The organism is Cetobacterium sp. 2G large (assembly GCF_014250655.1).
Classification (GTDB): domain Bacteria; phylum Fusobacteriota; class Fusobacteriia; order Fusobacteriales; family Fusobacteriaceae; genus Cetobacterium_A; species Cetobacterium_A somerae.
The window spans coordinates 1264948-1287088 of the sequence record NZ_JACHTH010000005.1 but is presented as its reverse complement, the minus strand read 5'-3'; the positions used below and the strand labels follow the sequence as shown (position 1 = coordinate 1287088).

Genomic DNA, 22141 nt, shown 5'->3' with positions numbered 1-22141 from the left:
GAGTGACCAAATGTTATTAGTAGAAGCAAATAAATTATATGAGGGAAAAGCAAAGAAAGTATACAAAACAGAGAATCCTAACGAAGTTATTATTTATTATAAAGATGATGCAACAGCTTTTAATAATTTAAAAAAAGGTCAAATACACAATAAAGGAATATTAAATAGTCAAATTACAACATTAATATATGATTATTTAAAGAAAAACGGTGTAGAAACTCATTTGGTAGAAAATTTATCAGAAAGAGCTCAACTTTGTAAAAAAGTAGAGATTATTCCACTAGAAGTAATTGTTAGAAATACTCTAGCAGGATCTACTGCAAAACTTTTTAAGATGGAAGAGGGACAAATTTTAGAAAACCCAATATTTGAAATATGTTATAAAAAAGATGAGCTAGGTGATCCTATGATAAATGATTATCATGCGGTTGCTTTAGGACTTGCTACAAAAGATGAGTTAGAAAATATTTATTCTCAAACTAAAAAGATCAATGAGTTATTGAAAGATTTATTTGATAAAGTAGGGATTGAGTTAGTGGATTTTAAAATAGAGTTTGGAAAAGATAACGAAGGGAATATTATCCTAGCAGATGAGATATCACCAGATTGTTGTAGACTATGGGATAAAGAAACTAGAAAAAAATTGGATAAAGATAGATTTAGAAGAGATTTAGGAGATATCGAAGAAGCTTATCAAGAAGTTTTAGCAAGACTAAATAAAATAGTGGGGTAAAAATGATAAAAGAGATAGAGTATTTTTTAAGTGGAAAAATAAATGAAGAGTGTGGAGTGTTTGGAGTATTTAATGTAGAGGATGCAGCGCAACTAACATATTATGGGCTACATTCATTACAACATAGGGGTCAAGAGGGAGCTGGAATAGCTTCCTCTGATGGAGAAAGTATCATTAGAGAAAAAGGAGAAGGATTAGTAACTGAAGTTTTTAATACAGAAAGAATAGCTAAACTTCCTGGAAATATGTCTATTGGTCATGTTAGATACTCAACAACAGGTGGAGGAGGAATTGAAAATGTTCAACCTATATTAGTTCGTTCTCACACTGGAGACTTTGTAATTGCTCACAATGGAAATATAGTAAATGCAAAAGAATTAAAAATGCAATTAGAAGCAATGGGAAGTATTTTTCATACAACATCAGATAGTGAAATAATAGGACACTTAATTCAGAGAGAAGTTGGGGATTTTCATGAAAAAATACTTAAAGCATTACCTAAATTAGAAGGAGCTTTTTCATTCCTTATAATGAATAATGAAAATCTTTTTGTAATTAGAGATAAAAATGGATTTAGGCCTTTATCGATGGGGAAATTAGAAGATGGATATGTGTTTAGTTCTGAAAGTTCAGCTTTTGAAATAGTAGGAGCTGATTACATAAGAGGGTTAAAGCCAGGAGAAGTTTTAAAAGTTTCTAAAGATGAAATAGAGTCGTTTCAATATACAGACTGTACTCAAGATAAAATGTGTTCTATGGAATACATATATTTTTCAAGACCAGATAGTAGTATAAATGGTTTGAATGTTCATACAAGTAGAAGAAACTGTGGAGCAATACTTGCGAAAGAAAGTCCAGTTGAAGCAGATATAGTTATAGGAGTACCAGATTCATCTTTATCTTCAGCAATGGGATACTCAGATTTCTCGGGAATTCCTTATGAAATGGGACTTGTAAAGAATAGATATGTGGGTAGAACATTTATAAAGCCAAATCAGCACCAAAGAGAACGTGGAGTAAAGATGAAACTTTCAGCTATGGAAGCTGTTGTTAAAGATAAGAGAGTTGTACTTGTAGACGACTCGATAGTAAGAGGAACAACATCTAAACATATAATAAAATTATTAAAGGATGCAGGAGCAAAAGAGGTTCATATGAGAATAGCATCATCTCCAATAATAAGTCCATGTTTTTATGGAGTGGATACCTCTACATATAATGAATTGATAAGTACAAGATTATCACCAAAAGAATTAGGAGAATACATTGGAGCAGATTCGTTAGCATTTTTATCAAATGATGGAATGATAGAAGGATTAGGAAAAAATATATGTCTAGCATGTTTTACTGGAAAATATCCAACTAGTATGTTTAGTTTATTAGAAAATTTAAAGAAATAGGGGTCGATAAAAGTGAGCAATAAATATATGGAAGCTGGAGTTAGCTTAGAAGCTGGATATGAATCAGTTAGAAGAATTAAAAGTCATGTTGAAAGAACTAAAGTAAAAGGGGCAATGAATAGTTTAGGAGCATTTGGTGGAATGTTTGATTTATCAGAACTTGGAATGAAAGAACCAGTTTTAGTTAGTGGAACAGACGGTGTTGGAACAAAATTAATGCTAGCATTTGAAATGGATAAACACGATACAATAGGTCAAGATGTTGTGGCTATGTGTGTAAATGATGTTTTAGTTCAAGGTGCAATGCCATTATATTTTTTAGATTATATAGCTGTTGGGAAAAACTATCCAGAACAAATTGAAGCTATAGTAAAAGGTGTAGCTGATGGATGTGTTAAGGCAGAATGTGCATTAATAGGGGGAGAGACAGCAGAGATGCCTGGAATGTATAGTGAAGGGCATTATGATATAGCTGGATTTACAGTTGGAGCTGTAGAAAAAAAAGATTTAATAACTGGAAAGGGCATAAAAGAAGGGGATGTTCTTGTAGGAATATCATCTAGTGGAGTTCATTCAAATGGATTTTCTTTAGTTAGAAAAATAATAAAAGATGCAAATTTAGATTTGAAAAAAATATATGAGGGATTTGAAAACTCTTTAGGGGAAGAGTTGTTAATACCAACAAAGATATATGTAAAAACAGTAAAAGAAGTTTTAAAAAATATAGATATAAAAGGAATGTGCCATGTTACAGGTGGCGGATTCTATGAGAATATACCTAGAATTATACCTGAGGGGATGGGGGTAGAAATCGATTCTAAAAATATAAATGAGCTTCAAGTATTTAAATTTTTAGAAGAAAAAGGAAATATTCCTAAAAAAGAGATGTTTAATGTATTCAACATGGGAGTTGGATTCATATTTGTTGTATCTAAAGAAAATTTAGATAAATTAGTTGAAAAATTAGAAAAGTTGCAAGAAAAGCCAATGATATTAGGGGAAGTTAATAGAAAAGTAGGAGTAGAAATAAAATGGTAAAAATTGCTGTTTTTGCTTCTGGAAATGGTGGGAATTTTCAGAGGATAGTTGAAGCTCAAAAGTCAGGAGAGGGAAAAGGATACGAAGTTAAAGTTCTAATTGTTGATAAAGAGAGTGCATACGCTATAGAAAGAGCAAAGTCGTTAGGGATACCATATTATTTTATTAATCCAAAAGAGTATAACACAAAAATGGAATTTGAAGAGAAGATTATAGATATATTAAAAAAATCTGAGATAGAATATATAGTTTTAGCGGGATATATGAGGATAATATCGCCAATATTATTGGAGGAATATTTTAATAAAATAATAAATATCCATCCAGCTTATTTACCTGAATTTCCAGGAAAAGATGGTATTGGAGATGCATACAAAGCTAGAGCAAGTAAAACAGGAGTGACTATTCATTATGTGGATAGTGGAGTTGATACAGGGGAGATAATATATCAAGAAAGATTAAAAATAGACCCTCAATGGGGATTAGAGGATCTTAAAAATAAAATACATGAAATAGAACATAGAATTTATCCTATGATTTTAACAAAGTTATTTAAAAAGGGAGAATAATATAGATGAAACGTGCGTTAATAAGTGTATCTGATAAAACAGGAATAGTAGAATTAACTAAAGAGTTAGTAGAGTTAGGATATGAAATAATTTCTACAGGTGGGACAAAGAAAACATTAGATGAAGCGGGGATAAAGACATTAAGTATATCGGATATTACAAGTTTTCCAGAAATTATGGATGGAAGAGTAAAAACATTACATCCAAATGTTCATGGAGCATTATTGTGTGTTAGAGATAATAAAAATCATTTAAAAGCTTTAGAAGATAATAAAATAGATTTAATAGATATGGTAGTTGTAAATTTATATCCATTTAAAGAAACATTAGCTAAAAAAAATGTAACTCATGAAGAGTTAATTGAAAATATAGATATAGGTGGGCCAAGTATGCTAAGATCAGCAGCTAAAAATTACAAATCAGTTACAGTAATAGTTGATCCAAAGGATTATAAAGCAGTGGTTTGTGAGCTAAAAGAAGCTGGAGATACCTTATTAGAAACGAGAGAGAGATTAGCAGCAAAAGTATTTAGACATACGTCATCATATGATACTTTAATTGCAGAGTATTTAACAAATAAAGTGGAAGAAAAATTCCCAGAAATAATAACTGTAACTTATGAAAAAGTACAAGACTTAAGATATGGAGAGAATCCACATCAAAAAGCTGGGTTTTACAAAAAAAGCTTTGCAGGATACTCTATGGGAAATGCCAAACAATTACACGGGAAAGAGTTATCATATAATAATATCCAAGATGCTAATGCAGCATTAGAAATATTGAAAGAGTTTAAAGAACCAACTGTAGTTGCAGTTAAGCATATGAATCCATGTGGTGTAGGAAGTGGAAAAAATATAAATGAAGCTTGGAAAAAAGCTTATGAAGCTGATAAAACATCGATTTTCGGAGGAATTGTTGTAAGCAATTCATGTATAACAAAAATGGTTGCAGAAGATTTATCGAAATTATTTTTAGAAATTATAATAGCTCCAAGTTTTGAAAAAGAAGCTTTAGATATTATTACTCAAAAGAAAAATATAAGAGTATTGCAAATTGATATGGAAAGTGAAATTTTAAATAAAATGAAAGTAACATCTGTTATGGATGGAGCACTAATTCAAGAGTTTGATGAGATGAAAGTATCTAAAGATGAACTTATATGTGTAACTGAAAGAAAACCAACAGATGAAGAGATAGAAGCATTGATATTTACTTGGAATGTTGTAAAACATGTAAAGTCTAATGCGATTGTTGTGGGAAAAGATAACCAGACTATAGGAATAGGGGCAGGACAAATGAATAGAGTGGGTGCTGCTAAAATAGCTTTAGAGCAGGGACACAAAAAGTGTGAAGGAGCGGTTTTAGCTTCTGATGCGTTTTTCCCAATGGACGATACAGTAGAGTTAGCTGCTAAATTTGGAATTACAGCTATAATTCAACCAGGAGGATCAATAAAAGATACCCTTTCAATAGAGGCGTGTAATAAGCATGGAATAGCTATGGTATTTACAGGAGTTAGGCACTTTAAACATTAATTTTGGAGGAGTTTATGAAAGTTCTTATAGTTGGAAAAGGTGGAAGAGAACATGCAATTGCATGGAAAGTAAAAGAAAGTGATTTAGTTAAAGAAATATTTATAGCCCCTGGGAATATTGGTATGGAAAGCTTAGGTACATTGATTAATATCCCAGAAGAAAAAATAGAAGAGTTAGCAGATTTTGCTCAAAAAAATAAAATAGATTTGACAATTGTGGGACCGGAAAATGTTCTTGCTTTAGGAATTGTAAATGAATTTGAAAGAAGAGGATTAAAAATCTTTGGTCCTACAAAAGAAGCTGCAAAAATTGAATCAAGTAAAGAGTTTGCTAAAAAACTTATGAAAAAATATGGTGTACCTACTGGAGATTATGAAACATTTACTGACTTAGAATTAGCAGTAAAGTATGTAGAAGAAAAAGGTGCTCCAATAGTTATAAAAGAGGATGGATTAAAAGCAGGAAAAGGTGTAACTGTTGCGTTTTCAATACCAGAAGCAATTGAAGCTTTAGAAGTAGCTTTTAGTATCCCTAATAATAAGGTTGTAATAGAAGAGTACTTAGATGGGTTTGAATTTTCTATAATCGCTTTAACAAATGGCGAGACAGTAATTCCATTAGAAATAGCTCAAGATCATAAAAGAGCTTATGATAATGATGAAGGGCCAAATACTGGTGGAATGGGAGTTTACTCACCAGTAGATAAAATTGATTCAAATATAATAGATGAAACTTTAGAAAAAATATTAAAACCAATGGCTAAAGGAATGGAAAAAGATGGAATTCCATTTAAAGGATTTCTTTTTGGTGGAATAATGTTAACAAAAGATGGTGTAAAGACGATAGAGTTTAACGCTAGATTTGGTGATCCCGAAGCTGAGGGGATTCTTCCAAGATTAAAGTCAGATTTTGTTAAAGCAATATTGGATTTAATGGAAAATAAAGATGTGAATTTAGAGTGGGATAATAGATATACAGTAGCAGTGGTAATGGCTTCAGAAAATTATCCAAAATCATCAACAATAGGGAGTGGAATAGAGATACCAAAGGATTTGGAATCTGTAGTATTTCATATGGGAACTAGAAAAGTTCATGGCAAAATTGAAACAAATGGTGGAAGAGTATTATCCGTGGTAGCTTATGGAAATACTTTGGAAGAAGCAAAAAAGAATGCTTATTTAGATGTGAAAAAAATAAATTGTAAAAAATTATTTTTTAGAAATGACATAGGCTCAAAAATGTGCTATAATAACGAAAATAAATAAAAAAAGACCTGCACAGTACTAAAAAAAAGTGCAGGTCTTTATTTAAAAATTGGAAAATTATAATTGGAGGCAGTAGGAAAATGATGAATGGAAAAATAATAAAAGAAGCAATAACTTTTGATGACGTGCTATTAGTTCCAGCGAGATCAGAGGTATTACCGCATGAAGTGAGTTTAAAAACAAGACTTACAAAGGATATCGAATTGAATATTCCAGTTTTAAGTGCAGCGATGGATACAGTAACAGAAGGAGACTTAGCAATAGCTTTAGCAAGACAAGGTGGAATTGGATTTATACATAAAAATATGAGTATAGAAGATCAAGCTGCTGAAGTAGACAGAGTAAAAAGAAATGAAAGCGGAATGATAAAAAATCCAGTAACTTTAACTAAAGATTCTACAGTATGGCATGCTGAAGAGATAATGAGAAGATATAAAATATCAGGATTACCAGTAATTGAAGAAGATGGGTCATTGATTGGTATCATAACAAATAGAGATTTGAAGTATAGAAAAGATATGGATCAATTAGTAAGTGACATAATGACAAAAGAAAATTTAGTAACAGCACCTGTTGGAACAACATTAGAAGAAGCAAAAGATATATTATTAGAAAATAGAATAGAGAAATTACCAATAGTTGACGAAAATGGAAAGTTAAAAGGACTAATAACAATAAAAGATATTGATAATTTAGTAGAGTATCCATTTGCATGTAAAGATTCTCAAGGAAGATTAAGAGTTGGTGGAGCAGTTGGTGTTGGAGCAGATACTTTAGAAAGAGTAAAAGCTCTAGTAGAAGCTGGTGTAGATATAATAACTGTAGATTCAGCACATGGTCATTCAAAAGGTGTTATGGAAAAAATAAAAGAGATTAGAGAAAATTTTCCTAAGTTAAACATAATTGGTGGAAATATAGTAACTGCAGAAGCAGCTTTAGATTTAATAGAAGCTGGAGTAAATGCTGTTAAAGTAGGAGTAGGACCAGGATCTATTTGTACAACGAGAGTTGTAGCTGGAGTAGGTGTTCCTCAATTATCAGCAGTTAATGATGTATATGAAGTTTGTAAAACAAGAGGGATTGGTGTTATAGCAGATGGTGGAATAAAACTATCTGGAGACATGGTAAAAGCTTTAGCGGCAGGAGCAGATTGTGTAATGTTAGGAGGATTATTAGCAGGAACAACTGAAGCCCCTGGAGAAGAGATGATATATGAGGGAAGAAGATATAAAGTATATGTAGGAATGGGTTCAATGGCAGCAATGAAAAGAGGATCGAAAGATAGATATTTCCAAAATGATGCTAAAAAATTAGTTCCTGAAGGAATAGAGGGAAGAGTTTCGTATAAGGGAAGCTTGAAAGACGTTGTTTTCCAATTATGTGGAGGAGTAAGAGCTGGAATGGGATATTGTGGAACATCAACAATTGAAGATTTAAAAGTTCATGGAAAATTTGTAAAAATTACAGGAGCAGGATTAAAAGAGAGTCATCCGCATGATATTATTATAACTAAAGAGGCTCCAAACTATTCTAAATAGATATAAAAAGTTGACTTTAATGTTTTGATTGATTATAATTAAAGAGAAATCTTTATTTATAAGGCAAAGTAGGGGAAACCCTATGACGCAAAGCTATAGGGTCTTTAAAATGGCAGCCAGCTGCAGTAGTCTTTGTGATTATTGCAGTTTTTTTTTGCAAAAAATTATTTATGGAGGAAAAAATGAAAAAAATAATATTATTATATTTAATGTTAGTAAGTTGTAGTATTTTTTCAAAAGATAACATTAATATAACAATACCATCAAATACAACAGATATGTATTTGTATAAAGATTTAGAAAAAGGTGAATATCAAGGAGTTTATATAGATATTTTTGCAGATGTATTAAAAAATAAAAATATAAGTATAAATTTAGATGGTGAAGATAGTGACGTTGTACTAAGAACGATTGAAACTCTTGATGGGAAGAGAGTGTATGATTATTTTGATACTCCAATGATATATAGAGTAGGAGTTGTTGTTAATAAAAATTCCACACTTTCCAACTTAGGAAATGTAAAAAATTTGAAAGTAGCATATATTCCAAATCAACATGGATTAAAAGAGTTTAAAGAAAGATACAACAACTTAAATCTAGAAAAAATCGAAGTGAAAAACTTAGACGAAGGATTAGAAAAACTTTCAGAGGGAGAAGTTGATGCTTTTATAGCACAAGATTGGTATGATAAAAATTCAGGAGAAACAAATTATAAACTTTTAGAGAATATTAGATATAACGAACAAATAGCAATTAAGAAAAATTTGAAAAATATTCATAAAGAGATAGAGGAAACTATGGACACTATAGAAGGAGATAGTTTTCAAAAATTATTATCAAAAAATAGAATAGAATTTTATAAGTATTTACTAAAAGATACACCAAGTTATGAAAAAGTAAAGGAAAGCTATAAAACTATAAAAGTGAAATTAGGAAAAGATAAATTTATGTTACCTTTTTACTATGAACAAAAGGGTATTTACCAAGGATTAACAGTTAATATAACTAAAGAGTTAGAGCAAATAATAGGGGTGCCATTTGTTTTTATAAAAAATGGAGAATATGATATGGAAGGAATAGCCATTGAAAATAGTGAAGGTAAAAGTAAAATTAATTATACAAAACCATACTATGAAATGAAATTATCAGTGGCAAATAGAAAATCTGATGGGTTTATACAAAATATTTCAGATTTAGATAAAGCTAAAATATTAGTATTAAAAGGGGATTATAGCTGTACTTATTTAAAAAATATACTAAAAAATAGTCAGATAATAGAAGTTGAAAGTTATGAAGAGGGATTAGAAAAGTTATTAAGTCAAGATGGTGAATATTTAGTAGGTTATTTTAATATATTGACGGGAGTAATAAGTAATAATTTTTTAGATGATAAAATTAAAGTAGCTGGAATATTAAATGATTCTTTTGGAGTTAGTTTTGGAATTTCAAAAGAACAAAAAGAGTTATCAAATTTAATAGAAACAATATTAGAAAGTTTCACTGTTGATAAAACAGTTATAGATAATAATTTGTTAAAAAATTCTATAGTTACTCAAAATTATAAATTAATTTTAAAAATATCAATACCAGTAGTAATATTTATATTTATTTTAATAATATTAATAGTTAAATCTGAAAAAAATAGAAAAAAAGCTGAAGAATTAAGTTTTTCATTAATCGAAGTTTTAGAGATGGCAAATCAACTAAATGATGAAGATACAGGAGATCATGTGAAAAGACTAGGGATGTATTCAACCCTTTTATCTGAAAAGGCAAATGTTCCTACAGAATCAAGAGAGAATATTAAAAGATTTTCTTCTTTGCATGATATAGGAAAAGTTGCAATTCCATCAGAAATTTTGAAAAAACCATCTAAATTAACTAAAGATGAATTTAATAAAGTGAAAGAACATGTAAATATAGGGTATGATCTAGTAAAAAAATTAAAACTAGGAAAAGTAGCTGAAAATATAGTTAGATATCATCATGAAAAGTGGGATGGAAGTGGTTATCCTTTAGGATTGGAAGGAGAGAATATTCCGCTAGAAGCAAGAATTGTAGCTGTTGTTGATGTGTATGATGCATTGAGACAAAAGAAATTCCATAGAGGTGCACTGTCTCATTTAGAAGCCTTAACAATGATTGAAAATGAGAAAGGAAAGAGTTTTGATCCAGAACTAGTTGATATTTTTGTAGCAAATAATAAAGAATTTGAAAAGATTTATGAAGAAAATAAAGAGTCGTTAGATTTAGCAACAGAATTCTATTCTGCAATAAAAAATAATAAATAATATTAAGAGGTGAAAATTTGAAAAGATATTTATGCTTAATTTTATTTACTCTGACAATAACCTTAACTTTTGGAGAAGTGGAAACTTATTTAGAAGAGATACCATTTAATGAGTATAGTGATTTAAATAAAGATAATATAATTAATAGTAATAATGATGAAATAAAAATAGTGCAAGCAGTTAAAATAGCAACTGTAGATCCTATTTTAATGAAGGATCAGTATTCAATGAGAGTTGTAGACTATCTTTATGATACATTATTTAATTATAATGAAAAAGGTGAAGTTGTTCCAAATTTAGTTGAAAAATGGGAATGGAAAGATGACAGAGTTTTAGAACTTAAGTTAAGAGAAGATGTTTATTTTCAAAATGGGGATAAAATGTTAGCAAAAGATGTAAAAGAATCTTTTGAGAGGATGTTAAAAAGTGGTGTTTTTAAAGATTTTTTTAATGATATTCAAAACATAAAAATTATAGATATAAATACAATAGAGATAAAGTTAAGAGGGAAAAATAATCTTTTTTTATCAATGTTGACTTATTATATGTGTTCAATAACTAAATATGAAAATGGAATTATTTATGGAACTGGGCCATATAAATTGGATAAAATAACAAGTAAAGAGGTTATTTTATCTAAGAATGATAAATATTTTAAGAAAAATCCAGGTCCTTTTAAAATAGAGATTTTATCAGAGATAAGTGATAGAAAAAGAGCACTTTTATATTTTAATGAGGATGTTGATGTTATTTTAGATTTGAGTCCAAAACAAATAGAAGAACTTCAAAAAGAAGGACTTATTGATAAGAATGCAATATTAAAAAAGACAAAAGAGTTGGATACAGTTGCAATAATATTTGGAAATAAAAATAAAATTTTTACAGATAAAAAAAATAGACAAGTTATAGAAAGTGCTATCGATAAGGATGAAATTTTGAAAAATATTTTTAAAGAAAAATCTGTAAGTACATTCTTTCCAGAAAGTTTGTTTGAGTCAAAGTTATCTATTGTAAGAAAAAGTAGTTTTTCAATTGATGATTTAAATAAAAGTAGTGTAAAAAATAAAAAAATAGAGATAACTGTTTTAAATGACGATATTTCTATAAAAATTGCTAATAGTTTGAAAAAACAATTAGAATTAAAAGGGGTTTTAGTAGAAGTAGTGCCGTACCAACAAGAGGCTTACTTAATGAAGTTAGAAAATCAAGATTATGAAATAGCTATATATAGTGTTCTTTTTGATGAAAAGTATTTAATTTATAATTTAGGAAAAGTAATGGTGCATGATATAGGTGATCAAGATATGTATAATGCATCTTTACCATTTTTAGAGATTTTAAAAGATGAAGAAGAAAAGGAAAATAGAGATAAAATATATGATAAAATTGTTTTTTTAATATCTAAAAATATACCGTATATTCCATTGATACATAGAGAAAAAATTGCTGTAGAAAATGGGAAATCAAATATATTGCTGAAATAATGGGAGATGATATATTTTGAAAAAAGTTTTGTTGTTTTTTCTATTAATTTTTCGTTTAGTAATTTTTGGAGATATGAAATCAGATACGTCACGACTAGTTGAAAAAAGAGAAGTTGTAGGAGAGGGATATCAAAATATAGATTATTTAACGAATAATTTTAAGATAACAGGATTAGGTGGTTATGACAAATTAATTTATGAATTTGAAAGTTTTGGAAATGATTTTTTTAAGAAGGGTCATATGTTAGAACCGCGAATAAAGATAAAGCAAATGTGGATAGAGCCATTGGATGCAACTATAGATACGAATAATAAAGTTATTTTAGGGTTTAATGGTAATTGTAATTTAAGAGTAAGAACTGTTGTAGGAGTGAGAAATAGCTCGAGATTAAGTGGGAAATATACATCGTATCCGATTATATTAATCTTAAAAGGGAAAAGAAAAAATAGCTCTAGCTATGATAGAATTATGATAGAGGTAAGAATGGAGTTAGATATAGTAAAGACGTTAAAAATTTCAACAACTCCAATGGACTTAGGAATAGGAGTACAAGGGCAGATGCTATCTTCGTCACATGGAAATCATGGATATTTAAACATAGAGGGAGAGCCGAATAGGAATGTAATAATTAACTACCCAAGAGAAGTTGAAATGTTTAATAAAATGGGGAAAGGTAGTATAAAGGTTGAGATATCAAGTCCGGACTTATATTCTACAGGAAATGAAGAATATTCTACAAGGTTATCTGAAAGAGGTGAAAAAAAAGTAACTTTTTTTGGACAGGTTAGAGATACTAAAAAAGCAGTACCAGGTAAGTATAGTGGAGATTTAAAAATAAAGGTAAGGTATAACTAATGAAAATAATAAAAATAGCTTATGTAGGATTGGTAGCTATTTTTTTTCAGTTTTCTTCAGCTAATTTATTTGCACAAGAAGATGTAGGTCTAGATGAAGCATACATTGAAATAAAAAGTAAATCATTAAAAGATGATTTTTTTATGGCTAGATATGACTTTGAAAATGATCAAATATATATACCTATAAAAGGACTATTTTATTTTTTAGAGATTTACTCAGTTGATGTTAATTTAAAAAGAAAAACTGTACAGTTCCAAGTGGATAATGAAAAATATAAAGTTGAGATAAAATCAGGAAAAAACTTTGTAATTGATGATGATATTTATGTGGAATTAAAAGTATTAGAAAATGATTTTAAATTTAAAGAATCTAATTGGTCAAGTCAGGACTTGAAGTTAACTTTAAATCCAGAGTTTATATTGCCTTTTGAAATAAGAGAGAAAGGTAAGGTTGAGAGGCTTAGATTAAATGAAAAAAAAGAGGATGAAGAGTTTAATATAATAAGACCAGAGAAAAGGATATTAGCTCCAGGGTTGATAAAAGTAAATTATTCAAAAATAGATTTGGAAAGTAAAGAAAATCAGCTTAACTTAGAGTATGGAACTCAATTTTTATATGGAGATTTATATTTGAACTATAATTTAGAGCCAGAAAGTTCTATGAAAAATTATAATTTAACTTATAATGATGTTTATAAAAAAAACGATGTGATTTTAGGAGAGTTTTATATAAAAACACCAGATTTTTTGAATATAAATGGAATGGTTGAAGGGTTTAGTTTTGGTGAAAAAAATACGTATAGTTCTACTGTTGGAAATATAACAACGATAAAAGGTGAAGCTCAAGGAGCAGATGTAATTGAATTATATCAAAGTGGAGTATTATTAGATTATCAAAGACCTATAGAAAAGAACTTTGTATTTGAAGTGAGAGATCGAAATTATGGAGGAGACTATTCATTAAAAATTTATTATAAAAATGGCCAAATAGAAACGAGAAAAGTATACACAGTTGGAGATTCAAATTTACTTGGTGAAAATGAGTGGGATTATAATATACAATTTGGACAAGAAAAAAATAATGGAAGAAGTCAAAGTGTAAATGAAATAAATTATGGAGTTACTAAGAATTTGACTTTAGGTATAGGAGTATTAGAATTAGAATCTGAAAAAAATAGAAAATATAGTATATTAAAAAATGAGATTATATATAAAATTGGATTATCCAATAGTTATCCAATGGTAATCAATTTTCAAAATTTTTATGAAACAGAAAATCAAGAAAATAGTTATGAAATTAGAATAAATCAAAAAATAAAAGATTATAGTTTAAATATAAAGCATTTTAAATACTCTCCTTATATAAGTGAAGAGAATAATACAATAGAATATAACTCTTTTGGAATTTCTAGAGACTTTATTACAACAAGAATAGGATTAGGATATCAAGAGGAACTAAAAACTAATGAAAAAACTAGAGAAAAAGGATATTATATAAGTTTGGAAAACAGAAGCATTAGAAACTTTTCATTATTTCTAGATGCGGAAATGACCCAAAAAGAAACGAGCAAAAAAAGTTATTCTATAAATCCTGGAGTGAGCTATGGTGGAATGTCCGGATTTACAATGATTTTACAGGCTAATATAGAAAAGAATGAAGACTTGAAAACAGACTATTCTTTAAAGGTATTAGGAAGAAGAAGAGAGTTTTTTTCTACAGGAATGGAATATGTTTTAGGAACAGAACTTTTGTATAATGAAGAGGAAAAAAGCAGATTTACAATAGATTTTACTATGTATTTAGATAAAAATATTTATGTGGAACTTCCTGTATCTAGAAAAGAAAATGGAGAATTAAACACAGGGATAACCATAGAAAAAACATTTGATATATCTAATTTAAAAAGAGATGTGGGAGATAGACAAGTTGATAACTCGTGGATTTATGGGAAAGTTTATATAGATTCTAATGATAATGGAAAGTATGATGTTGAAGAAACTGTGTTACCAGATGTAACAGTAGTTGTTGATGGTAAAAAAGTAGTTTCTGATTTGAATGGAGAGTATATTGTACCTGGATTACTTCCTCTTGAGAATTATAAAGTAGAGGTAGATAGAAAAAGTATTGATCCAATGTTAACTCAAGTTATAGATAAGAAAAAAGTTCAAACAAGAGCATCAATAGGAACAAGATATGATATAGGGGTTCAAGCAGTATCAATGGTAACAGGAAATATCATTCCAGGAGAAAATATTTCATCACAAGAATTAATAAGAATACTAAGTATGACTAATATAGCCTTAGAAAAAAATGGTGAACTATATAAAGAGATAGATCCGGAGTTTGATGGAATGTTTTTCTTTGAAAATGTATTACCTGGAAAATATAAAATGAAGTTTAACTATTTAGGTAGTGATGATATAAAATTTATAAAAGATTACTTAGAGGTAGATATTAAACTTATTCATGAGGATGAAGGGGAATATTTCGAAGGTTATGACGTTATTGTGAATAAATCTATTAGTGAAGAGAATGAATCTGTATCTAATGAAGATCAAAATGATGAAAGTGATACTGGATATGATTTAGATGATATTTTAAATAATTTTTAAAAGGAGAGAGAGAGGTTGAAGAAAAGATGGGTTATAAATTTTTTAATCACTTATATTGTACTATATAATCTGACCTTTTCCAGTTTAAGGAAAGAGAATATAAATAAAAAGTCATTAAGAAACCAGATAGTTTATTTGGTAAATGAAACCTCTCCTTTTACAGGAGAGTTAATTGGTGAAGGGATAAAAGAACAATATGAAAATGGAATAAAAAATGGATTTTTTCAAGGATTTGTTCAAGATGAAAATGAAAGATTTGTATATGAAGGAAAATATATAAATGGTATTAAACATGGGGTTTGGACATTAAAATACTTGAATGGAGATACTAAGGGAATTCTGAAATATAATTATGATAAACCGAACGGTCAATGGACATATTTTTATGAAAATAAAAATATGGAAGGTTATGAAAATTTAGAGGATGGGATTTTACATGGTAAAGTTGTAAAATATTCACCAGTTGGTGAATTGCTGACAAAAGTAGAATACTATAATGGACTTTTAGAAGGTGAAGCTGTATTTTTCTATAAAGGTGAAATATTAGAAACATTAACAAATTTTAAATATGGAAAAATAGATGGTGGAATAAAAATATTTGGAGCAGATGGTGCACAAATGTTAGAGGGCACTTATAAAAATAATAAGAGAGAAGGAGTTTGGAAGTTTTTTTATAAAACAGGAGATATAAAAACTGTTGTAAATTATAAAAATGGTTTAAAAGATGGTGAAATTATAATTTATGATAAAGCAGGTTTAGTAGCTCAAAAGTCTAGATTTATACAAGGAAATGAAGTTGATAGTAATGGAAACGTATTGAAAAAAGATAAAGAGTTAAAAGATTCTATTGTAGATAGATTTAAGAAATTTAATAGAAGTTTAAAATATGAAAAATATGATAAAATATTAAGTGAAATGGAGTGAGTAAAAAAATGAAAAAATTTATATTAGGAATTATGTTTTTTTTAGTAATGTTGACAAGCTATTCTTTTAATTTTAGTGTAGCTCCAACAAGGTTTGAAATAGGATTAGATAAGATAAACACCAACGAAATAACTTTAATAAATAACACAACAAGTCCAATGAGATTAGAAAGTTTTTTAGAAAGTGCTCCTGGATATGAAAAATATAGTTTAAATAATCATATAAAGTTATATCCTAAAATGGTCGCTATCAAACCAGGTAGCAAACAAGTGGTAAGATTTAGAGTAAAGCCTGAAGCAGGAATGGAAGCTGGAGAATATAAAAGTTATGTTGTGTTTAAAGAAATTCCTTTGAAAGAGTCATTGAATAAAAATGAAGGTAAAGTAGACGCTCAAATAAAAATGATAACAGAAGTTGGAATTAGTATATATGGATATTACGGAGAGATAAAAAGAGGGACAAATATTTCTAATTTACAAATTTCTTATAATTCAAAAACTTCAAATTTAAAAATAACAGCAGATTCAAACTCTAAGGGAAATAGCTCGGAATTATTAAAACAAAAAATAGAAATTCTTGGAGCAGGAGGAACTGTAAGTGATACCATTGATTCACAATTTGGAAGAACAGAAAGAACTGGGAAATCAAAAATAGAAAGTTCAATGAAAATTGAAAAATTGAAAGGAAAAAAAGTTAGAGTAACCATATATGATTCACAAGATAAAGTTATTGATAAAAAAGTAACAGATACTTTATAATTAAATAAAAAATACACATTTGAAAAAAATGTGTATTTTTTTTAAAAAAAGTTATTGACGAACTTTTTATTTTATGATACTATATTTTTTGTCAGCGGGAAACACCGCAGACGAAGGAAAACTAAAGGACATTAACAACCGAATAGAGAAAATAGTCAGAAGTTATGAAAATAACAAAATGCCAGAAATGGCAAACCAATAAATGGTGTAAACGTAAGTCTTAGGACTTTAAATATATTTGAATGAAGAGTTTGATCCTGGCTCAGGATGAACGCTGACAGAATGCTTAACACATGCAAGTCGATTCGATTTACCTTCGGGTATTGAGGATGGCGGACGGGTGAGTAACGCGTAAGGAACTTGCCTCTTGGTCTGGGACAACTGTTGGAAACGACAGCTAATACCGGATATTATGAGATTCTCGCATGGGAAACTTATGAAAGCTATATGCGCCAAGAGAGAGCCTTGCGTTCCATTAGCTAGTTGGTGGGGTAACGGCCCACCAAGGCGACGATGGATAGCCGGCCTGAGAGGGTGAACGGCCACAAGGGGACTGAGACACGGCCCTTACTCCTACGGGAGGCAGCAGTGGGGAATATTGGACAATGGGCCACAAGCCTGATCCAGCAATTCTGTGTGCACGATGAAGGTCTTCGGATTGTAAAGTGCTTTCAGTTGGGAAGAAGAAAGTGACGGTACCAACAGAAGAAGCGACGGCTAAATACGTGCCAGCAGCCGCGGTAATACGTATGTCGCAAGCGTTATCCGGATTTATTGGGCGTAAAGCGCGTCTAGGCGGAAAAATAAGTCTGATGTTAAAATGCGGGGCTCAACTCCGTATTGCGTTGGAAACTGTTTTTCTAGAGTACTGGAGAGGTGGGCGGAACTACAAGTGTAGAGGTGAAATTCGTAGATATTTGTAGGAATGCCGATGGAGAAGTCAGCTCACTGGACAGATACTGACGCTAAAGCGCGAAAGCGTGGGGAGCAAACAGGATTAGATACCCTGGTAGTCCACGCCGTAAACGATGATCACTAGGTGTTGGGGGTCGAACCTCAGCGCCCAAGCTAACGCGATAAGTGATCCGCCTGGGGAGTACGCACGCAAGTGTGAAACTCAAAGGAATTGACGGGGACCCGCACAAGCGGTGGAGCATGTGGTTTAATTCGACGCAACGCGAGAAACCTTACCAGCGTTTGACATCCTAAGAAGTTTCCAGAGATGGATTCGTGCCGGCTTGCCGGAACTTAGTGACAGGTGGTGCATGGCTGTCGTCAGCTCGTGTCGTGAGATGTTGGGTTAAGTCCCGCAACGAGCGCAACCCCTATTGTATGTTGCTACCATTAAGTTGAGCACTCATGCGATACTGCCTGCGATGAGCAGGAGGAAGGTGGGGATGACGTCAAGTCATCATGCCCCTTATACGCTGGGCTACACACGTGCTACAATGGGCAGTACAGAGAGTTGCCAACCCGCGAGGGTGAGCTAATCTCTTAAAGCTGTTCTTAGTTCGGATTGTACTCTGCAACTCGAGTACATGAAGTTGGAATCGCTAGTAATCGCAAATCAGCATGTTGCGGTGAATACGTTCTCGGGTCTTGTACACACCGCCCGTCACACCACGAGAGTTGGTTGCACCTGAAGTAGCAGGCCTAACCGTAAGGAGGGATGTTCCTAAGGTGTGATTAGCGATTGGGGTGAAGTCGTAACAAGGTATCCGTACGGGAACGTGCGGATGGATCACCTCCTTTCTAAGGAGACTAACTTTTTCTCTATTCGATTGATAGTGTTCTTTACTATCAAACTTGGACATTGGAAACTATATAGTAGATATTGAGAAAATATTCTAAATTAACTAACAATTCATTTTTAAGTCAATCTTAAATTGAGTAGTTAGTCTGTCTAAATAATATGAATTATATTACAAGGTTAAAATATTAAGGGCACACGAAGGATGCCTAGGAAGTAAGAGCCGATGAAGGACGTGGTAAGCTGCGATAAGCTTGGTGGAGTTGCAATCGAACTGTGATGCCAAGATTTCCGAATGGAGAAATCTGCTAAGATGGAGTCTTAGCACGAAAGAGGGAACCGGGTGAACTGAAACATCTAAGTAACCCGAGGAAAAGAAAGTAAAAACGATCCCCTAAGTAGCGGCGAGCGAACGGGGGTGAGCCCAAACCGTAGATGTGCCAAGGATGCAGCCGTTGCATCTACGGGGTAGCGGGAAGGTCGTCTGAAGAACTGCAAGGTATTCGACATTATGATACGCCGAACTGGAAAGGTCTGGAAAGGCCTGCCGTAGAGAGTGAAAGCCTCGTACAGGTAAACCGTATCAAATGTATGATCTCTCCCAAGTAGCACGGAACACGAGGAATTCTGTGTGAATCTGCGAGGACCATATCTCGTAAGGCTAAATACTCTTACTTACCGATAGCGCATAGTACCGTGAGGGAAAGGTGAAAAGAACCCCGGGAGGGGAGTGAAATAGAACCTGAAATCGTGTGCTTACAAGCGGTCAGAGCCCTTTGGGGTGATGGCGTGCCTTTTGGAGAATGATCCTGCGAGTTACGTTCAGTGGCAAGGTTAAGTTTAACGGAGCCGAAGGGAAACCGAGTCTGAATAGGGCGACATAGTCGCTGGGCGTAGACGCGAAACCTGGTGATCTAAGCCTGTCCAGGGTGAAGCTGTGGTAAGACACAGTGGAGGCCCGAACTCACCGCCGTTGAAAAGTTGGGAGATGAGGTAGGTTTAGGGGTGAAAAGCCAATCGAACCAGGAGATAGCTCGTTCTCTCCGAAATGCATTTAGGTGCAGCCTTGAGTGTTCAATTATGGGGGTAGAGCACTGAATGACCTAGGGGGCATACTGCTTACCGAAGTCAATCAAACTCCGAATACCATAATTCTAGAGCTCAGGAGTGAGACTATGGGAATTAACTTCCATGGTCAAAAGGGAAACAACCCAGACCACCAGCTAAGGTCCCTAATTATAACTAAGTGGGAAAGGAGGTGGAGATTCACAAACAACCAGGAGGTTGGCTTAGAAGCAGCCATACCTTTAAAGAGTGCGTAATAGCTCACTGGTCGAGAGTCTCTGCGCCGACAATGTAACGGGGCTAAGTTATAAACCGAAGCTGTGGAGTTGCGTAAGCGACTGGTAGGAGAGCGTTCTGTAGGCCGTTGAAGGAGAATCGACAAGAGACTCTGGAGGTATCAGAAGTGAGAATGCAGGAATAAGTAGCGAGAATGGGGGCGAGAATCCCCCACGCCGGAAGACCAAGGGTTCCAGGGTAAAGTTTGTCTCCCCTGGGTAAGCCGGGTCCTAAGCCGAGGCTAGATTGCGTAGGCGAATGGAAAACAGATTAATATTTCTGTGCCACTGATATCAAGTGATGGAGGGACGCAGGAGGTTATGCACGCTGGCGAACGGAAGTGCCAGTTCAAGCATGTAGCGTGGTCTAGTAGGAAAATCCGCTAGACTAAACGTGAGGTGTGATGAGGAGTCGTAAGATGGAAGGTGCAAATACCACACTGCCGAGAAAAGCTTCTAAGCGTTATAAAGATATTAGTGCCCGTACCCCAAACCGACACAGGTGGTCAGGATGAGAAATCTAAGGCGGACAGGCTAACTCTCGTTAAGGAACTCTGCAAAATAGCCCCGTAACTTCGGGAGAAGGGGTGCCTTTTATGGTGAGCGTACACGCGACGCAAAGCTATGAGAGGCCGCAGTGAAGAGTCTCAGGCGACTGTTTAACAAAAACACAGGTCTATGCTAAGCTGTAAGGCGACGTATATGGGCTGACACCTGCCCAGTGCCGGAAGGTTAAGAGGAGGAGTGAGAGCTCCGAATTGAAGCCCCGGTGAACGGCGGCCGTAACTATAACGGTCCTAAGGTAGCGAAATTCCTTGTCGGGTAAGTTCCGACCTGCACGAATGGTGTAACGATCTGAGAGCTGTCTTGACGGGAGGCCTGGTGAAATTGTATTACCGGTGAAGATACCGGTTACCTGCAGTAGGACGGAAAGACCCCATGGAGCTTTACTGTAGCTTGGTATTGGGTTTTGGCATCGTATGTATAGGATAGTTGGGAGACTATGATGCGTGGTCGCTAGATTACGCGGAGTCACTGGTGGAATACCAACCATACTATGTCGGAATTCTAATTTGAGGTTTGTACCCTCGAAGACAGTGCTAGGTGGGCAGTTTGACTGGGGCGGTCGCCTCCGAAAGAGTAACGGAGGCGTTCAAAGGTTCTCTCAGGTTGGATGGAAATCAACCGCAGAGTGCAATGGCATAAGAGAGCTTAACTGCGAGACTGACGGGTCGAGCAGGTGCGAAAGCAGGACATAGTGATCCGGCGATTCCGAATGGAAGGGTCGTCGCTCAACGGATAAAAGCTACCCTGGGGATAACAGGCTGATTCTACCCGAGAGTCCATATCGACGGTAGAGTTTGGCACCTCGATGTCGGCTCATCGCATCCTGGGGCTGGAGAAGGTCCCAAGGGTTGGGCTGTTCGCCCATTAAAGCGGTACGTGAGCTGGGTTCAGAACGTCGTGAGACAGTTCGGTCCCTATCCACTGTAGGCGTTAGAGTATTGAGAAGATCTGTCCTTAGTACGAGAGGACCGGGATGGACAAACCTCTGATGTACCAGTTGTCACGCCAGTGGCACAGCTGGGTAGTCACGTTTGGAACAGATAACCGCTGAAAGCATCTAAGCGGGAAACTGACTTCAAGATAAGTACTCTTTAAGATACCTTCGAGACTAGGAGGTTGATAGGTTGGGGGTGTAAGAGTTGTGAGACTTTTAGCTGACCAATACTAATATATCGAAGTTTTAACCTTAATATACTACTATATAGTTTTGAATGATCCAAGAAGTGACAAAGTCACGACTATGGAAAATTCATAGTTCACACAAATAAATATTGATTGGCAACGATAGCTATGGAGGTACACCCAGTAACATTTCGAACCTGGAAGTTAAGCCCATAAACGCTGAAAGTACTTGGGGGGCAGCCCCCTGGGAGGATAGGAAGTTGCCAATCTTAAAAAAGTGCTTCTTTAGCTCAGTTGGTAGAGCGCACGACTGTTAATCGTGTTGTCGCTGGTTCGAGCCCAGCAAGAAGCGCCAT

Annotated in this window: 13 protein-coding genes, 1 tRNA gene, 3 rRNA genes and 1 riboswitch; all 17 genes read left to right on the top strand. The window is 33.1% G+C overall.

Going from position 1 to position 22141, the window contains the following annotated elements:
• Positions 1-10 precede the first annotated feature (10 nt).
• The gene (gene purC, locus H5J23_RS08990) at positions 11-733 is read left to right on the top strand and encodes a phosphoribosylaminoimidazolesuccinocarboxamide synthase (protein ID WP_023050937.1); all 723 of its coding nucleotides are present in this window, start codon (positions 11-13) and stop codon (positions 731-733) included.
• Positions 734-735: 2 nt separating this feature from the next.
• Positions 736-2133, top strand: coding sequence for an amidophosphoribosyltransferase (gene purF, locus H5J23_RS08985; protein WP_023050936.1), 1398 nt, complete (start codon positions 736-738; stop codon positions 2131-2133).
• 6 nt (positions 2134-2139) lie between these two features.
• Positions 2140-3171, top strand: a complete 1032-nt coding sequence (gene purM, locus H5J23_RS08980) for a phosphoribosylformylglycinamidine cyclo-ligase (protein ID WP_370523844.1) — start codon at positions 2140-2142, stop codon at positions 3169-3171.
• Positions 3165-3740, top strand: coding sequence for a phosphoribosylglycinamide formyltransferase (gene purN / locus H5J23_RS08975; protein ID WP_023050934.1), 576 nt, complete (start codon positions 3165-3167; stop codon positions 3738-3740). The genes purM and purN overlap by 7 nt, the downstream gene beginning before the upstream one ends.
• 5 nt (positions 3741-3745) lie before the next feature.
• Positions 3746-5275 (top strand): bifunctional phosphoribosylaminoimidazolecarboxamide formyltransferase/IMP cyclohydrolase, encoded by a 1530-nt coding sequence (gene purH, locus H5J23_RS08970; protein ID WP_185891815.1) that lies wholly within the window; start codon positions 3746-3748, stop codon positions 5273-5275.
• 14 nt (positions 5276-5289) lie between these two features.
• Positions 5290-6540, top strand: coding sequence for a phosphoribosylamine--glycine ligase (gene purD / locus H5J23_RS08965; RefSeq protein ID WP_185891813.1), 1251 nt, complete (start codon positions 5290-5292; stop codon positions 6538-6540).
• A gap of 80 nt (positions 6541-6620) precedes the next feature.
• The gene (guaB, locus tag H5J23_RS08960) at positions 6621-8078 is read left to right on the top strand and encodes an IMP dehydrogenase (RefSeq protein WP_023050931.1); all 1458 of its coding nucleotides are present in this window, start codon (positions 6621-6623) and stop codon (positions 8076-8078) included.
• 52 nt (positions 8079-8130) lie between these two features.
• Positions 8131-8206, top strand: a riboswitch (cyclic di-GMP riboswitch).
• 54 nt (positions 8207-8260) lie between these two features.
• The gene (locus tag H5J23_RS08955) at positions 8261-10369 is read left to right on the top strand and encodes an HD domain-containing phosphohydrolase (protein ID WP_185891812.1); all 2109 of its coding nucleotides are present in this window, start codon (positions 8261-8263) and stop codon (positions 10367-10369) included.
• Positions 10370-10386: 17 nt separating this feature from the next.
• Positions 10387-11853, top strand: a complete 1467-nt coding sequence (locus H5J23_RS08950) for an ABC transporter substrate-binding protein (RefSeq protein ID WP_185891810.1) — start codon at positions 10387-10389, stop codon at positions 11851-11853.
• A 16-nt stretch (positions 11854-11869) separates the two neighbouring features.
• Positions 11870-12709, top strand: coding sequence for a hypothetical protein (locus H5J23_RS08945; protein WP_040407371.1), 840 nt, complete (start codon positions 11870-11872; stop codon positions 12707-12709).
• Complete coding sequence (locus H5J23_RS08940) at positions 12709-15324, top strand: hypothetical protein (protein ID WP_185891808.1); 2616 nt, start codon at positions 12709-12711, stop codon at positions 15322-15324. The genes H5J23_RS08945 and H5J23_RS08940 overlap by 1 nt, the downstream gene beginning before the upstream one ends.
• Positions 15325-15339: 15 nt before the next feature.
• The gene (locus H5J23_RS08935; RefSeq protein WP_185891807.1) at positions 15340-16248 is read left to right on the top strand and encodes a toxin-antitoxin system YwqK family antitoxin; all 909 of its coding nucleotides are present in this window, start codon (positions 15340-15342) and stop codon (positions 16246-16248) included.
• Between the two features lie 8 nt (positions 16249-16256).
• Complete coding sequence (locus H5J23_RS08930; RefSeq protein WP_185891805.1) at positions 16257-17006, top strand: fimbria/pilus periplasmic chaperone; 750 nt, start codon at positions 16257-16259, stop codon at positions 17004-17006.
• A 239-nt stretch (positions 17007-17245) separates the two neighbouring features.
• Positions 17246-18758 (top strand): 16S ribosomal RNA (locus H5J23_RS08925).
• Between the two features lie 176 nt (positions 18759-18934).
• Positions 18935-21851, top strand: a 23S ribosomal RNA gene (locus H5J23_RS08920).
• An 86-nt stretch (positions 21852-21937) separates the two neighbouring features.
• A 5S ribosomal RNA gene (gene rrf, locus H5J23_RS08915) occupies positions 21938-22054 on the top strand.
• Together the 16S, 23S and 5S rRNA genes with 1 tRNA gene alongside form the textbook arrangement of a ribosomal RNA operon.
• A 10-nt stretch (positions 22055-22064) precedes the next feature.
• Positions 22065-22140: transfer RNA gene (locus tag H5J23_RS08910), tRNA-Asn, on the top strand.
• The last annotated feature ends 1 nt before the right edge of the window (position 22141 follow it).